Source organism: Aurantimonas sp. A2-1-M11, from assembly GCF_036549475.1.
GTDB lineage: Bacteria > Pseudomonadota > Alphaproteobacteria > Rhizobiales > Rhizobiaceae > Aurantimonas.
The window spans coordinates 54073-70152 of sequence record NZ_JAZHLI010000023.1 but is presented as its reverse complement, the minus strand read 5'-3'; the positions used below and the strand labels follow the sequence as shown (position 1 = coordinate 70152).

The 16080-nt window shown below is 66.5% G+C and carries 14 protein-coding genes; 2 read left to right on the top strand and 12 right to left on the bottom strand.

What is annotated here, in order from left to right; all coding sequences use genetic code 11:
• Nucleotides 1-154: 154 nt before the first annotated feature.
• Nucleotides 155-1243 (top strand): TraB/GumN family protein, encoded by a 1089-nt coding sequence (locus tag VQ042_RS12560; protein WP_331819722.1) that lies wholly within the window; start codon nucleotides 155-157, stop codon nucleotides 1241-1243.
• A 131-nt stretch (nucleotides 1244-1374) separates the two neighbouring features.
• Nucleotides 1375-1551, top strand: a complete 177-nt coding sequence (locus tag VQ042_RS12555; RefSeq protein ID WP_331819720.1) for a hypothetical protein — start codon at nucleotides 1375-1377, stop codon at nucleotides 1549-1551.
• 113 nt (nucleotides 1552-1664) lie between these two features.
• Here the strand turns inward: VQ042_RS12555 and lpdA are convergent, their stop codons facing one another.
• The 12 genes from lpdA to VQ042_RS12495 all read right to left on the bottom strand — a co-directional run bounded on the left by lpdA (nucleotide 1665) and on the right by VQ042_RS12495 (nucleotide 15950).
• On the bottom strand, nucleotides 1665-3074 hold the full coding sequence (lpdA, locus tag VQ042_RS12550) for a dihydrolipoyl dehydrogenase (protein ID WP_331819718.1): 1410 nt from the start codon (nucleotides 3072-3074) through the stop codon (nucleotides 1665-1667).
• A gap of 70 nt (nucleotides 3075-3144) precedes the next feature.
• A complete protein-coding gene (locus VQ042_RS12545; RefSeq protein ID WP_331819716.1) occupies nucleotides 3145-3570 on the bottom strand; it encodes an MAPEG family protein in 426 nt (141 codons plus the stop codon).
• Nucleotides 3571-3663: 93 nt separating this feature from the next.
• Entirely contained in the window at nucleotides 3664-4422 is a 759-nt protein-coding gene (locus VQ042_RS12540) for an SDR family oxidoreductase (RefSeq protein ID WP_331819714.1), read from the bottom strand.
• A 78-nt stretch (nucleotides 4423-4500) separates the two neighbouring features.
• On the bottom strand, nucleotides 4501-5787 hold the full coding sequence (odhB, locus tag VQ042_RS12535) for a 2-oxoglutarate dehydrogenase complex dihydrolipoyllysine-residue succinyltransferase (protein WP_331819712.1): 1287 nt from the start codon (nucleotides 5785-5787) through the stop codon (nucleotides 4501-4503).
• Nucleotides 5788-5855: 68 nt separating this feature from the next.
• On the bottom strand, nucleotides 5856-8840 hold the full coding sequence (locus tag VQ042_RS12530) for a 2-oxoglutarate dehydrogenase E1 component (protein ID WP_331819710.1): 2985 nt from the start codon (nucleotides 8838-8840) through the stop codon (nucleotides 5856-5858).
• A gap of 194 nt (nucleotides 8841-9034) precedes the next feature.
• Nucleotides 9035-9946, bottom strand: a complete 912-nt coding sequence (gene sucD / locus VQ042_RS12525) for a succinate--CoA ligase subunit alpha (RefSeq protein ID WP_331819708.1) — start codon at nucleotides 9944-9946, stop codon at nucleotides 9035-9037.
• A gap of 71 nt (nucleotides 9947-10017) precedes the next feature.
• A complete protein-coding gene (sucC, locus tag VQ042_RS12520) occupies nucleotides 10018-11208 on the bottom strand; it encodes an ADP-forming succinate--CoA ligase subunit beta (RefSeq protein ID WP_331819706.1) in 1191 nt (396 codons plus the stop codon).
• Nucleotides 11209-11268: 60 nt separating this feature from the next.
• Complete coding sequence (locus tag VQ042_RS12515; protein WP_331819704.1) at nucleotides 11269-11511, bottom strand: hypothetical protein; 243 nt, start codon at nucleotides 11509-11511, stop codon at nucleotides 11269-11271.
• 335 nt (nucleotides 11512-11846) lie between these two features.
• On the bottom strand, nucleotides 11847-12809 hold the full coding sequence (mdh, locus tag VQ042_RS12510) for a malate dehydrogenase (protein ID WP_331819702.1): 963 nt from the start codon (nucleotides 12807-12809) through the stop codon (nucleotides 11847-11849).
• A 501-nt stretch (nucleotides 12810-13310) separates the two neighbouring features.
• Nucleotides 13311-14450 (bottom strand): cell division protein ZapE, encoded by a 1140-nt coding sequence (gene zapE / locus VQ042_RS12505; protein WP_331819728.1) that lies wholly within the window; start codon nucleotides 14448-14450, stop codon nucleotides 13311-13313.
• Nucleotides 14451-14564: 114 nt separating this feature from the next.
• Nucleotides 14565-15092: an AprI/Inh family metalloprotease inhibitor gene (locus VQ042_RS12500; protein ID WP_331819700.1), complete on the bottom strand. Its 528-nt coding sequence runs from the start codon at nucleotides 15090-15092 to the stop codon at nucleotides 14565-14567.
• Nucleotides 15093-15299: 207 nt separating this feature from the next.
• Nucleotides 15300-15950: a carbonic anhydrase gene (locus VQ042_RS12495; protein ID WP_331819698.1), complete on the bottom strand. Its 651-nt coding sequence runs from the start codon at nucleotides 15948-15950 to the stop codon at nucleotides 15300-15302.
• Nucleotides 15951-16080 lie beyond the last annotated feature (130 nt).

Here is a 16080-nt window from a genome sequence, read left to right as displayed (position 1 = left end):
GCAAAAACACCGGAAATCAATCGGGTCAGGATCGGTTTCCGGCATTCTCCAATACTTCAAACCCGATGGGAATCCCTGAAGCACAGGGCATCCAAGGGTTTTTCAGGGCGAACGCCTTAGATCTTTGGTCGCATTTGGCGCATAGGCTGGGGCCATGCTGCACCTGATCTCCGCCTTCGCCGCGACCGACGCACAGAACGGATCCGAGCATTTCCTGCGCCGGGTCGAACGCCTCTGCCTGGCGCTGCCCCTGATTCTGCTGGTCCTGCTCCTGGCGGGCATCGGATCGGCCCATGCCGCCGTCCCGGCCGCGTGCCGGGCGGACAACCTGCTGGCGCAGTTGCAGGCCGACGGCAGGCTCGCCGCCGTGGAGGCGGAAGCCGCGAAGGTGGCCAATGGTGACGGCAAGCTGTTCCGCATCGAGAAGCCGGGCGTTGCTCCATCCTTCCTCCTCGGCACCATGCATCTGGCCGACAGCCGCGTCCTGGCGCTGTCGCCGCAGGCCGATGCGGCGCTTCAGAGCGCCCGGCGGCTGGTCGTCGAGACGACGGACGTGCTCGAGCCGGCCAAGGCTGCCGCCGCCTTTTTCGCCCATCCCGAACTGATCAACCTGCCACGGGGCCAGACCCTGGCCGACCTCCTGTCGGACGAGGAGGAAGAGCGGGTCAAGGGGGCGCTGACGGCGCGCGGCATGCCGTTCCAGGCGGTGCACACCCTGCAGCCCTGGTTCCTGTCGATCAGCCTGATGCTGCCGGCCTGCGAGATGGCCCATCGGGCCGATGGCGCGGCCGTTCTCGACGCCGCGCTGGCCCGGCGGGCACAGGCCGCGGGCAAGCCGGTCGAGGGGCTGGAGAGCTCGGCCGAGCAGCTCACCGCGCTCGCCTCCCTGCCCATGGACCTGCAGGTCGAAGGCCTGGTCGCCACGGTCGACCTCGCCGCGCATCTGCCCGACGTCATGGAAATGATGGTGTCGCTCTATGTCGACGGCCGCATCGCGATGATCCTTCCGACGATCGAGGCGGCCATTCCCAACGGCGCCGTGCTGGTCGGCGCAGGCGAAGGCTATGCCGAGTTCGAGCGGCGCATCGTCACCGACCGCAACCGGCGGATGGCCGAGCGTATGCAGCCGATGCTGGCGGCGGGCGGAACCTTCGTCGCCGTCGGCGCCCTGCATCTGCCGGGCGATACAGGCATCGTCGCCTTGCTGCGGAACCAGGGCTGGACCGTCACGCGGGCAGATTGACGCCCGCCCCTGGGGAAGGCGCCCGCCGCACTGCACCGAAACGTGAAGGCGGCGGCGCGATCGCCGCTGGCCGGCGAGTACCGGACGGCTCTAAGCTTTGCGGATCGCAACAGCCAAGGAGTCCATGCCCCATGAAATCCTTCCTCGCTGTCACACTGGGTGCCGGCCTTCTCGCCGCCGCCTCGACCGGTGCGGTTGCGGCCTGCGCATCCCATTTCAAGGCCGATGCACCGATGACGCCCATCGTCGTCACCGCCGACACCACGGGCACCGTCACCACCCCCGCCGCACCCGACAAAAAGAGCTGACGTTCTCCTGTCGGACATGACGAGGCCCGGCCGCTCGCGCGGTCGGGCCTTTCTGTTGGCACCGGCGATTCACGTGAAACATCCGGCGGGACGGGCTCCGCCGAACACGCCGGTCAGATGTGGATCGGCTTGGCAAAGGCCGCGAACGCCGCCTCGCGCATGGCTTCCGACAGGGTCGGATGGGCATGGGACGTGCGCGCCAGGTCCTCGGACGAGCCGCCGAATTCCATCAGCAGGCTGGCCTCGGCGATGAGATCGCCGGCATCGGCGCCCAGGATGTGGCAGCCCAGCACCTTGTCGGTCTCCGCATCGACGAGGAACTTCACGAAGCCGTCGGTCTGCAGCATGACGCGGGCGCGGCCGTTCGCCATGAAGGGGAACTTGCCGACCCGGTAGGCGATGCCCGCCTGCTTCAGCTCCTCCTCGGTCCTGCCGACCGAGGCGACTTCCGGCGAGGTGTAGACCACCGAAGGGATCGCGTCGTAATTCACATGGCCTGCCTGTCCGGCGAGGATCTCGGCCAGCGCGACGCCCTCGTCCTCGGCCTTGTGGGCGAGCATGGCGCCCTTCACCACGTCGCCGATCGCGTAGATGCCGTCGACACTGGTCTTGAAATGCCCGTCGATCTCGACCCGCCCGCGATCATCCAGCGCAACGCCCACCTCTTCGAGGCCGAGGCCGGCGGTATAGGGCTTGCGGCCGGTCGCCACGAGCACGACGTCGGCGTCCAGCGTTTCCGCCTCGCCGCCCTTGGCCGGCTCGAAGCTTACCAACGCGCCGCTGTCGGTTCGGGTGACGGCGGTGACCTTGGCACCCAGCTTGAAGGTCAGCCCCTGCTTGACCATCAGCTTCTGGAAGGCGGTGGAGATCTCGCTGTCCATCGGCCCGAGCACCTTGTCGAGATATTCGACCACGGTGACCTTGGCGCCGAGCCGCGCCCAGACCGAGCCGAGCTCCAGCCCGATCACGCCGCCGCCAACCACGACCATGGTCTTGGGGACGGCCTGCAACGCGATGGCATCGTCCGACGAGACGATCGTCTCCCTGTCGAAATCGACCTCGACGCCGGGGATGCCCGCGACGTCGGAACCGGTGGCGATGCAGATGGTCTTCGCCGACAGCATCTCGGTGGTGCCGTCTTCCTTCGTCACCTCCACCTCGGAGGCGGACGCGATGCGACCGGTGCCGATGATGCCGGTGATCTTGTTCTTCTTGAAAAGGAAGGCGATGCCGTCGACATTCGACTTCACCGTCTTGTCCTTGTGGGCCAGCATCTTGTCGAGTTCGAGCCTCGGCTCGACGGCGATGCCGAGCTCGGCGAAATTGTGCCCGGCTTCGGCAAACATTTCCGAGGCATAGAGCAGCGCCTTGGACGGGATGCAGCCGACATTCAGGCAGGTGCCGCCATAGGTCTTGCGCATTTCGACGACGGCGACCTTGAGGCCGAGCTGCGCCGCCTTGATGGCGCAGACATATCCGCCGGGTCCCGATCCGATGACGACGAGGTCGAAGGGTTCAGCCATGTCCAGTCCTGTTCGTGCGGTGCGGGCCGGAGCCCGGAGTCTTGGGAGATGATATCAGCCGTGGGCGACGTCAGGTGAGAAGATCGTAGACCATCAGGATGATGCCGATGAGCGAGGCCACGAAAACGAGCGTTCGCACCCAGGGGATGCCGAAATAGTAGATCGGCGCATAGGCCACTCGAGACCAGAACCAGAGCTGCGCGCCGTAAAGGCCGAGGCCGCCGGTCTGGCCCGAGACGATCAGGCCTAGCGTCAGCGCGGCGAACAGCGCATAGGTTTCCATGTAATTGGCGAAGGCGCGCTTGGCGCGGCCTGCCAGCTTGCCGGTCGGCTGCGGATTGCCGTCGCGCGGCGAAACGGCGGTGTCCAGCCCCAGATCGGGGGTGGTCGTCACGATGTGGACGGCCAGCATGGCAAGACCCAGGATCACCGACCAGCCGAGAAGCGTCAGCTCCGTCGGCATTGCGGCAAATGTCGCGGCGATCTCGGTTTCCATGCTGCGCGTCCCTCTGCCGGCCCCGCGCCGGCGGGCGCGGCGATGCGTTCATGACAGTCGCTGCCCCGCGCCCTTGCGGGGCGGGGCTCGGGCTTACGGCCAGATCGAGCGCGCGCCCGACACGTCGAGGATGGCGCCGGTCGAGTAGCTGGCCGCGTCGGACGCCAGCCACAGGATGGCACCGGCCACTTCCTGCGGCGTGCCGGCGCGTTTCATGGGCAGGCCGGGACCGAGCTGCGCCACCCGGTCCGGCTGGCCGCCTGCGGCATGAATGTCCGTATCGATGATGCCGGGGCGCACGGCGCAGACCCGGATCCCGTCGTCGATCAGCTCCTTGGCGAGCCCGACGGTGAGCGTGTCGATCGCGCCCTTGGAGGCGGCATAGTCGAGATACTGACCCGGACCGCCGAGCTTGGCGGCCACCGAGGACAGGTTGACGATCGCGCCGCCCTTGCCGCCGCGGCTGGTCCCCATGCGCTTGGCCGCTTCGCGGGCGCACAGGATGGTGCCGGTGATGTTGATCCGGAACATCCGCTCCAGGCGCTCGGTGGTCATCTCGGCCAGCGTGCCGGCCTGGTCGACGATGCCGGCATTGTTGATCAGCGCCGTGATCGGTCCGAGTCGGTCCGCGGCCTCGAAGATCGCCAGGATGTCGGCTTCGACGCCGACATCGCCCTTGACCGCGATCGCCTTGCCGCCGTCGGCCGCGATCTCCGCAACCACCGCATTCGCGGCGGCCTCGTTCGAGGCGTAGTTGACGACGACCGCATAACCGGCCTTCGCGCCAAGCCGCGCGGTCGCCGCGCCGATGCCGCGGGACCCCCCGGTCACGATCATCACTCCGTCAGCCATGCGGCCGTACTCCCTTACTTACTCTCACTGCCCCGGCCGGCGAACCCGGCCAGGCATGTCTCACGCGTCCCGGAACCCCTACAGGTCCAGGACCAGGCGCTCCGGATCTTCCAGGCTTTCCTTGACCCGCACGAGGAAGGTCACGGCTTCCTTCCCGTCGACGATCCGGTGGTCATAGCTCAGCGCCAGATACATCATTGGCCGGATCACCACCTGGCCGCCGATCGCCATCGGCCGTTCCTGGATCTTGTGCATGCCCAGGATACCCGATTGCGGCGCGTTCAGGATCGGCGTCGACATCAGCGACCCATAGACGCCGCCATTGGAGATGGTGAAGGTGCCGCCCTGCATGTCGGACACGCCGAGCTTGCCGTCGCGCGCCGCCACGCCCAGCCGGCCGATTTCCTTCTCGACCTCGGCGATCGTCATCTGGTCGGCATCGCGCACCACCGGCACGACAAGACCCTTGGGGGTGCCCACGGCGACGCCGATATGGGCGTAGTTCTTGTAGATCAGGTCGGTGCCGTCGATCTCGGCATTGACCGCCGGGATCTCCTTCAGCGCATGGCAGACCGCCTTGGTGAAGAAGCCCATGAAGCCGAGCTTCACGCCGTGCTTCTTCTCGAACAGGTCCTTGTACTTCTTGCGCATCTCCATGACCGCGGTCATATCCACCTCGTTGAAGGTGGTCAGCATGGCGGCCGTGTCCTGCGCATCCTTCAGGCGCCGGGCGATGGTCTGGCGCAGGCGGGTCATGCGGACCCGCTCCTCGCGTGCCTCGTCGCCGCCCGAGGAGGGCGCGCGCGCGGCCGGGGCCTGCGGCTTCTCCTGCGGGCTGGACGGTGCGCCGCGGGCGACTGCCTCGAGGACGTCGCCCTTGAGCACCTGGCCGCGCTTGCCCGACCCGGAGACGTCGCCGTCGGACAGGCCCTTCTCTTCCATCATCTTGCGCGCCGAGGGTGCGGCCGGCATGTCGCCGGAGCCCTTGCCGGCATCCTGCGCGGGCGCTGCGGCATCGCCCTTGGCACCGCCGCCGTAATCGGCCTTGGTCTCGGCGCCGGCATCGGCCCTGGCTTCCGGGCTCTTCGGCTTCTCGGTCGGCGCCGTGGTGCCCGCATCCGAGCCCGAACCCTCGCCGATCGAGCCGATCACGGTGCCGACGGCGACCGTCTCGCCTTCCGGCACGGCGATGTCCTCCAGCACGCCGGCGGCGGGCGCGGGAACCTCGACCGTCACCTTGTCGGTCTCCAGCTCGGCCAGCGTCTCGTCCATCTCGACCCGGTCGCCGGGCTTCTTGAACCACTGGCCGATGGTGGCCTCGGTGACGGATTCACCCAGCGTCGGGACTTTGATTTCGGTGCTCATCGCTCTTCAGATCTCTTCGAGTCGGGTTCGGTCGGGGCGACCTTGGTTCTGCGCGGCGTCTAGCCGGCTCAGCCGAGGGCGTCTTCCAGGAAGGCCGCCAGCTGCGCCTGATGCGTGGACATGGTGCCGGCCGCCGGCGAGGCGGCGGGGCTGCGACCGGTATAGCGGACGCGGCGCTTTTCGGCACCGATATGTTCCAGCACCCATTCCAGATAGGGGTCGATGAAGGACCATGCGCCCATGTTCTTGGGCTCCTCCTGGCACCAGACCATCTCGGCCTGCTTGAAGCGCGCCAGTTCGTGGATCAGCGCCTTGGCCGGGAACGGATAGAGCTGTTCGAGGCGCAGGAGATAGACGTCGTCGGTGCCGCGGGTCTCGCGCTCTTCCAGGAGGTCGTAATAGACCTTGCCGGTACACATGACGACGCGGCGGATCTTGTCGTCCTTGACCAGCTTGATGGGCGAATCCTTGCGCATCTCCGCATCGTCCCACAGCAGGCGATGGAAGCTGGTGTCGCCCGACATCTCCGACAGGTCGGAGACCGCACGCTTGTGCCGCAGCAGCGACTTCGGCGTCATCAGGATGAGCGGCTTGCGGAAGTCGCGCTTCATCTGCCGGCGCAGGATGTGGAAATAGTTTGCCGGCGTCGTGACGTTGGCGACCTGCATGTTGTCCTCGGCGCACATCTGCAGGAAGCGTTCGAGGCGGGCCGAGGAATGCTCCGGCCCCTGCCCCTCGTAGCCGTGCGGCAGCAGGCAGACAAGGCCCGACATGCGCAGCCATTTGCGCTCGCCCGACGAGATGAACTGGTCGAAGACGACCTGCGCGCCATTGGCGAAGTCGCCGAACTGGGCTTCCCACAGCGTCAGGGCGTTCGGCTCCGAGAGCGAATAGCCGTATTCATAGCCCAGCACGGCCTCTTCCGAGAGCATCGAATTGATGACCTCGTAGATCGCCTGGCCCTTGGCCAGATGGGCGAGCGGTACGTAGCGCGTCTCGTCCTCCTGGTCGTAGAGCACCGAATGGCGCTGGGAGAAGGTGCCGCGCTCCGAATCCTGGCCCGACAGCCGGACCGGATGGCCCTCGGTGACGAGGGTTCCGAAGGCCAGCGCCTCGCCGGTCGCCCAGTCGATGCCCTCGCCGCTCTCGATCATCTTCGAGCGATTGTCGAGGAAGCGCTTGACGGTGCGATGGACGTTGAAGCCCTTGGGCACGGCCGACAGCTTGGCGCCGATGTCCTTCAGCGTCTTCAGCGGAACGCCGGTGACGCCGCGGCGCGGCTCGTCGACTTCCTCGGCCTTGCGCAGCCCGGCCCAGGCGCCGTCCAGCCAGTCGGCCTTGTTCGGCAGGTAGGACTGGCCGGCCTCGAATTCCTCTTCGAGGGTCTTGCGCCACTCGGCCTTGCGTTCCTCGACATTTTCCGCGCTGACGACGCCTTCGGCCACGAGCTTCTTGGCGTAGATCTCCAGCGTCGTGGGATGCTGGCGGATCGCCTTGTACATGATCGGCTGGGTGAATGCCGGCTCGTCGCCCTCGTTGTGGCCGTACCGCCGGTAGCAGAACATGTCGATGACCACCGGCTTGTGGAACTTCATCCGGTATTCGGTCGCCACCTTCACCGCGTAAACGACCGCTTCCGGATCGTCACCATTGACGTGGAAGATCGGCGCCTCGACCATCTTGGCCACGTCCGACGGATAGGGCGAGGAGCGCGACAGCCGCGGGTTGGTGGTGAAGCCGATCTGGTTGTTGATGATGAAGTGCAGCGAACCGGCGACCCGGTGGCCGCGCAGGCTGGACAGGCCGAAGCACTCGGCCACCACGCCCTGGCCGGCAAAGGCCGCGTCGCCGTGGATCAGCAGCGGCATGATCTTGGAGCGGGTCTCCAGCGGCACGATCTCGGTGCGGGTGCGCCCGGCGATCGCGTCCTGCTTGGCGCGCGCCTTGCCCATCACGACCGGATCGACGATCTCCAGATGCGACGGGTTGGCGGTCAGCGACAGATGCACCTTGTTCTGGTCGAACTCGCGGTCGGACGAGGCACCCAGATGGTACTTCACGTCGCCGGAGCCTTCGACGTCCTCGGGCTTGTAGGAGCCGCCCTTGAACTCGTGGAAGATGGCGCGGTGCGGCTTGGCCATCACCTGGCTGAGGACGTTCAGGCGGCCGCGGTGGGCCATGCCGAAGATGATTTCCTTCAGGCCCAGCTGGCCGCCGCGCTTGATGATCTGCTCGAGCGCCGGGATCAGCGCTTCACCGCCGTCGAGGCCGAAGCGCTTGGTCCCCTTGTACTTCACGTCGAGGAACTTCTCGAAGCCCTCGGCCTCGATCAGCTTGTTGAGAATGGCCTTCTTGCCCTGTTCGGTGAAGGCAATGCCCTTGTCGGGGCCCTCGATGCGCTCCTGCAGCCAGCCCTTCTCCTCCGGATTGGAGATGTGGGTGAACTCGACGCCGAGCGTGGTGCAATAGGTCCGCTCGAGAATGTCGACCATTTCGCGGATGGAGGCGAATTCCAGGCCGAGCACCTTGTCGATGAAGATCTTGCGGTCGAAATCGGCCTCGGTGAAGCCGTAGGCCTGGGGCGACAGCTCGTTGTAGTCGTCGTCGGCCGGCTTGGCGATGCCGAGCGGGTCGAGCTTGGCGTGCAGATGGCCGCGCACGCGATAGGCCCGGATCAGCATGATGGCGCGGACCGAATCCTGCGCCGCCTGCTGCACCGAGGCGCTGGACAGGTCGACGCCGGATTCCTGCGCCTTCTGCTTGACCTTGGCCTCGATGGTCTGGACCGTCGGGCCCCAGTCGCCGTCGAGGGCCGAGATCAGGTCGCCATTGGCCGCGATCGGCCAGTTGGCCCGCTGCCAGGACGGCCCCTCCGCGCTCTTGATGACGTCGGCGCTCTCGTCCTTCAGCTCCTTGAAGAAGTCGCTCCATTCCGCCGGAACCGACGATGGATCGGTCTCGTAGCGGGCATGAAGGTCCTCGATGTAGTCGGCGTTGCCGCCGTACAGGAACGAGGTGAGTGCGAAGGTTTCGTTCGCCTGATTGCGTGCCATCGTATCGTTGCGACCACCGTTCCGGGGCCGTCTCCTATCAGCGATTCATCGATGATGCCGATCGCGCGAATCGCGGTCGGCACCCGTTTCGACCCTTCTCCCCCGCGTTTCCGGCATTGCCGTGACACGGGCCCCGTTCCCTTGGCGGGGCCTCGACCCGAAGCCCCGCACCGTCCGACCCTCGGGTCCGGCGATCAGCCCTTGAGCAGCTCGACCAGCGTCTTGCCGAGCTGGGCCGGGGACGGCGACACCCGGACGCCGGCCGATTCCATCGCCGCGATCTTGTCCTCGGCGCCGCCCTTGCCGCCGGAAACCACGGCGCCGGCATGGCCCATGGTGCGGCCCTTCGGCGCCGTGCGGCCGGCAATGAAGCCCACGGTCGGCTTGGAGCGGCCCTTCTTGGCCTCGTCCTTGAGGAACTGCGCAGCTTCCTCTTCGGCCGAGCCGCCGATCTCGCCGATCATGATGATCGACTGGGTCGCATCGTCGGCCAGGAACATTTCCAGCATGTCGATGAACTCGGTCCCCTTGACCGGGTCGCCGCCGATGCCGACGGCCGTGGTCTGGCCAAGCCCCTCATTGGTGGTCTGGAAGACCGCCTCGTAGGTCAACGTGCCCGAGCGCGAGACGATCCCGACATTGCCGGTCTTGAAGATATTGCCCGGCATGATGCCGATCTTGCACTGTTCCGGCGTCAGGACGCCCGGGCAGTTCGGCCCGAGCAGGCGCGACTTCGACTTGTCGAGCTTGGCCTTGACCCGGACCATGTCCATCACCGGGATGCCCTCGGTGATGCAGACGATCAGGCCGATCTCGGCGTCGATCGCCTCCTCGATGGCGGCAGCGGCGCCGGCCGGCGGCACGTAGATGACCGAGGCGGTGGCACCGGTCTTGTCGCGGGCTTCGACCACCGACGAGAAGATCGGCAGCTGGACGGTGCGACCATCGGCCTGCCCCTCCCACGTCTCGCCGCCCTTCTTGGGATGGGTGCCACCGACCATCTGGGTGCCATAATAGGCCAGCGCCTGCTCGGTGTGGAAGGAACCGGTCTTGCCGGTCAGGCCCTGGACGATGACCTTGGTGTTCTTGTCGACGAGAATGGACATGGGTTCTGGGGGACTCCGTGGAGGTCAGTCAGTCGGGGTGACGGCCGCCCATCGAGGGCGGCCGGAGCGGATCAGCCGACGGCCGCGACGATCTTCTTGGCGGCATCGTCGAGGTCGTCCGCCGCCGTGATCGCGAGGCCGCTCTCGTTGAGGATGGCCTTGCCCTTGTCGACATTCGTGCCTTCCAGGCGCACGACGAGCGGCACCTTCAGCCCGACTTCCTTGACGGCCGCGACCACGCCCTCGGCGATGACGTCGCATTTCATGATGCCGCCGAAGATGTTGACCAGGATGCCCTTCACGGCCGGATCGGCGGTGATGATCTTGAAGGCCGCCGTGACCTTCTCCTTGTTGGCGCCGCCGCCGACGTCGAGGAAGTTCGCCGGCTCCTTGCCGTAGAGCTTGATGATGTCCATCGTCGCCATGGCAAGGCCCGCGCCGTTGACCATGCAGCCGATGTCGCCGTCGAGCGCCACATAGGCGAGGTCGTATTTCGACGCCTCGATCTCCTTGGCGTCTTCCTCGCTTTCGTCGCGCAGCGCCTTGATGTCCTCGTGGCGGAACAGGGCGTTGCCGTCGAAGGAGACCTTGGCGTCCAGGACGCGCAGCCGGCCGTCGGTCATGACGATCAGCGGGTTGATTTCCAGAAGGCTCATGTCCTTCTCGGTAAACGCCTTGTAGAGGATCGGGAACAGCGACATGCCGTCCTGGCGGGCCTGGCCGTCCAGCTTCAGCGCGTCGCACAGCTTGCCCGCATCCGCCTCGCTCACGCCCGTGAGCGGATCGATGGCGACGGTGATGATCTTCTCCGGCGTGTCGTGGGCGACGGTCTCGATGTCCATGCCGCCTTCGGTGGACGCGACGAAGGCGACCTGTCCGACCGCGCGGTCGACGAGGATGGAGAGATAGAGCTCACGGTCGATGTCGGCGCCGTCCTCGATATAGAGGCGGTTCACCTGCTTGCCGGCGTCGCTGGTCTGGGCGGTCACCAGCGTGTTGCCGAGCATGTCGGTGGCGTGCTGGACGACCTCCGCGACGGACTTGGCAAGGCGGACGCCGCCCTTGGCGTCCGGGCCGAGTTCCTGGAACTTGCCCTTGCCGCGGCCGCCGGCGTGGATCTGGCTCTTCACGACATAAAGCGGCCCGGGCAGCCGCTTCGCGGCAGCCTCGGCCTCGGACACCTTCGTGATCGGTACCCCGTCGGCGACCGGCGCGCCGAAGCCCTTGAGGACTTCCTTGGCCTGATATTCGTGAATGTTCATGAAGTGCCTTCCTTTTGAAAAGCCTGCCGAAGCGGATGGCTCGGCATTACGAAAAATCGGTCATTGCAGACCGCTGAAGGATGAAGCCGGACCGCCGGCCGTGCCGATGTGCACGGGCCGGTCCTGTCCGCATTGAAAAATCGGGCTGAGATCGGCGGCGCCCCGCGCCATGCCGTTGGCCTGCTCGTTGGCCGCGTCGAGCACGGAGACCGCGCAGCCGGGCGCCTCGTCGCGGCCGACCCGCGAGACCAGCAACACGTCGGTGCCCTTGCCGCCATCGCTGGCATCCAGATGAAAGCGCACGATCGCCGCATAAGGCTCGCCGTCCGCGTCGGTCCGCCATTCGATCGTCGGTGCGAGCGAATTGAACGGGCCGAAGACCCCAGCTCGGCGGGCGCCCCGAAGGCGACCGAAACCTGAGGTCACCCTCGGTGACGAAGACGTCCCGGCCCCGGAGACCTTGACAGATCCATTCGCCCGAACCGGCATCTTCGCTGGACAGAGAGACCGTCTCGCAGGCGTCGAGCTCGAGATCGGTGTACACGCTCTCGCCCGCCAGCTCCGCAACCGGTGCCGTCAGGGCGGCCAGTGCGCCGCCCATCAGCGAGAGAGTGGTGAACACCGTTCCGGTCACTCGCTTACTTGAGGTTGGGCGCGATGCCCTGGCAGGCGTCCATCAGGCCCCGCACCGAGGCGACCGACTTGTCGAACTGGCTCTTCTCGTCGGAATCGAGATCGATCTCGATGACCCGCTCGACGCCGTCGGCGCCGATCACGCAGGGCACGCCCACATACATGTCCTTGAGGCCGTATTCGCCCTTGAGGGCGGCGGCGCAGGGCAGGACGCGCTTCTTGTCCTTCAGGAAGCTCTCGGCCATCTGGATCGCGGCGGAGGCCGGCGCGTAATAGGCCGAGCCGGTCTTCAGGAGGCCGACGATCTCGGCGCCGCCGTCGCGGGTGCGCTGGACGATCTCCTCCAGGCGCTCGGCCGAGCACCAGCCCATCTTGACCAGGTCCGGCAGCGGGATGCCTGCCACCGTCGAATAGCGGGTCAGCGGCACCATGGTGTCGCCGTGACCGCCCAGGACGAAGGCCGTGACATCCTCGACCGAGACCTTGAACTCGTCGGCGAGGAAAGTGCGGAAACGCGAGGAATCCAGCACGCCGGCCATGCCGACGACCTTGGCCTTGGGCAGGCCCGAAAACTTCTGCAGTGCCCAGACCATCGCGTCGAGCGGGTTGGTGATGCAGATGACGAAGGCGTTGGGCGCGTATTTGGCGATGCCGGCGGCGACCTGCTCCATGACCTTCAGGTTGATGCCGAGCAGGTCGTCGCGGCTCATGCCCGGCTTGCGCGGGACGCCGGCGGTGACGATGCACACATCCGCACCCTCGATGGCCGCATAGTCATTGGCGCCCGACAGGTGCCCGTCGAAGCCCTCGACGGGGCCGGACTGGGCGAGGTCGAGGGCCTTGCCCTGGGGGGCGCCCTCGGAAATGTCGAAGAGGACGACGTCGCCGAGATCCTTCAGGCTGGCGAGATGTGCCAGCGTGCCGCCGATCATGCCGGAACCGATGAGTGCGATCTTGTTGCGTGCCACGGGCTGGTCCTTCTGCTGCGGGCCGGCCCGCGAGGGTGCCGGCAACGCCTGGATGTTCTTCGAACGCAGCAGAGGGGAGAGCGTTGCCCGTCTCGCCGAGTCCGACCTGGCTTCGGAGCAGCCGCAGCGAGTTCTTCCGCACGCGCGAGCATGTGGACGACAGACATCGCAACGGTGCCACCGTTGCGGCATGGCAATAGACCGCACCGCCATGCGATGCAACCGGTGAAAACGGGTCCCAAGAAATTCAACCGGTTAGAAGCTTCGGCGCTTACGTAAACGTAAGAGCAATACGCAAGCCCGATCAATGCGGAAGCGGGGCGGCGCAAGAAGAGCGATCGCGGTCGAAAAGATGCGCGCGGGATCTGCCACGAAGACGCCGACAGTCGACGCATGCGGTCGTAAACCGCCATTCGCCGCGTCCGTATCGGGCTACATCAACGGGCCTGGCAAATATCACGGACCAAGCCACACCAGCCGGACGGTAACATACCTCGTTGCCTAGGCGCCGGGGACGGCGTTCCGGTCGAGATATTCCTCGCTGCGCATCTCGTGCAGCCGAGAGACCGTGCGATCGAACTCGAACGCCTCGGTGCCGGAGCGGGCCCGGTAGAGCGCGTCCGGCGGGGCCTCGGCCGATACCACCAGCCGCCGGCCGCTGTCATACAGGGCGTCGACCAGGGTAATGAACCGCTTGGCCTCGTTGCGCTCGGCCTCGGCCATCACCGGAACCCGGTCGAGGACGATGGTGTGATAGCGCCGGGCGATCGCCAGGAAATCCTGCGCGCCGAGCGCCCGCGTCAGGAGATCGTCGAAGGCAAAGCGGGCGGCACCGTTGCCGGCCCTTGGCACCGCGATGGTTCGACCCTTCACCGAAAGCGAGGCGGGCGCGTCCCTCGTCCCGTCGAGCAGCCGCTTCCAGACGGCGTCGATCTGGGCGTCGGCCGTTTCGTCGAGCGGCGTGACATAGAGATCGTCCCGTCCCAGCACCGCCAGGCGATAATCGTCGGCGCCGTCCAGCTCGAAGATCTCGACATGCTGCTTCAGCGTCTCGACGAAGGGCAGGAACAAGCCGCGGTTGAGTCCGTCGCGGTAGAGATCGTCCGGCGCCACGTTGGAGGTGGCGACCAGCACGATGCCGTTCTCGAACAGCGCCTTGAACAGCCGCGACAGGATCATCGCGTCCGCAATGTCGGTGACCGAGAATTCGTCGAAGCACAGAAGCCGCGCTTCGTCGGCGATCTGGCACGCCACCGGCGGGATCGGATCGTCCCCCTTGGCGCTGCCTTCCTTCACCGCGGTGCGATGCGCCCCGATCCGCTCGTGCACGTCGGCCATAAAGGCATGGAAATGCACCCGCCGCTTGGCAGCGACCGAGGCGCTGCGGAAGAACATGTCCATGATCATGGTCTTGCCGCGGCCGACATCGCCGTGGATGTAGAGGCCGCGGATCGGATCCACCTCGCGCTTCTTGCCGAACAGCCAGCCGAGCGCGCTCTTCTTGGAGGCGACAATCTCCGCCGACAGGACCCGGTCGAGGCGGTCGAGCTTGTCGGCCAGCGACCGCTGGATGGAATCCGCCTCGATCTCGCCCGACGCGATCAGGCGCTCCAGCGCGGACCGGACCGGTCCCCGCGACATTCCCTTGGCATTCACGGCCACTGACACGCCTTCACGACACGACGACTGGTAAGCGGCGGATGCGAAGACGCCGGCCCCGTTTCCAGGACCGGCGCAAATCGCGTCCGGGGCGTCCTAGCGATACAGCTCGACCGGCACGCCCGTGGTGGTCTGTCCGGTGAAGCGGTTCGTCCCCGACGAGGTCAGGGTGGCGATCACGTTCGCCGAGGTATCCTTGAGCAGGAGCTGGTTGCCGGAGGTGGACCAGCGACGCACATCCGCCAGGCGGCCCGGACAGCCCATGGAGGCGGCGTTGTAGTTCTCGTCATACTGGGTCAGCGTCAGGCCCACTCGGCAGTTCCCGCCGCTGGCCGACACCTGGTAGAAGCCGGTCATGCTGGTGCGCGACAGTGGCTCGGAACTAGTCGAGGCGACCTGCGTCCCCCCACCGTTGTCGGTCGCATCACTCGCGCCGCCATTGGCCGTGGCGTCGAAATCGGCAGAGGCGCCGGTGTTGGCGCCGGGCGGCGGCGGCGGCGGCGGTGGCGGAAGCTGGTCGGCGGAGACCCGGCCGGCCGGGGCGGGCGGCAGCGGGGCCGGCCCGGTGTCGCGTCCCATTTCCGGCATCGACCGCGAACAGCCCGCCACGAGAAGCAAAGCCACAACGGCCGCTCCGACTTTCAACTTATGCGTCATCAAAGACTTCCCCGGCATGTCTGTCCCTCGCCAATCCGACCTGCCGGCCGGCCCGTCCTGTCCATAGATCGATCGATGCAGTCATTCCGCAAGATGCCATTGTGCCAAAACGTTACGCAAGCACACGATTGTGGCCAATGTCACACGCGAAGATGCCTTACGCACCGCGCCGGATCATTCGCCAGCCAGTGGCCGCTGGAAGTCGCCGGTGTCCGGATCCATCGCCCAGAGTTCGCCCGAGGCGATATCCACCCAGGCGCCGTGCAGCGACAGCTTGCCTTCCTTCACCAGCGCTTCGACCGTGGGGAAGGTGCGCAGATTGGCGATCGAATAGCGGATGGCGATGCGCTCCAGCGCCGCCTGGCGCTCGCGCGCCGTCATGTGGTCGTTGGCACCCACGGCCTTCGACACCGGATCGAGCAGGCTCATCCACTTGCCGATGAAATCGCCCGGCGACAGCGGTTCGGCGGACGGCGACAGCGCCGCATGGATGCCGCCGCAGCCGCCATGCCCCAGCACCACCACATGCTCCACCTTCAGGGCGTGCAAGGCAAATTCCAGCGCGGCGGAGGTGGAATGGTACTCGCCGTCGGGCTCGTAGGGCGGCACCAGATTGGCGACGTTGCGGACCACGAAGATCTCGCCGGGCGCCGTATCGAACAAGGTTTCCGGCGCGGCACGGGAGTCGCAGCAAGCGATCACCATGGTCTTGGGATGCTGGCCGAGTTCGGCCAGGTCGCGCAGCCGCTGGCGTTCCTGCGGCAAACGGTTCGCCAGGAACGCGCGGTAGCCGTCGAGAAGGTGGTCGGGAAGATACTTCGTCATGGTCAGATCACTACCGGCTTGCCGCGACGCAATCAATCGCACGGAGACCGCACCCGCATTGGGTGCGAGGAGACGTTCCGCGAGTTAGATACTGCCGGCGCCCGCTGCAAGCGATGTTTCACGTGAATGC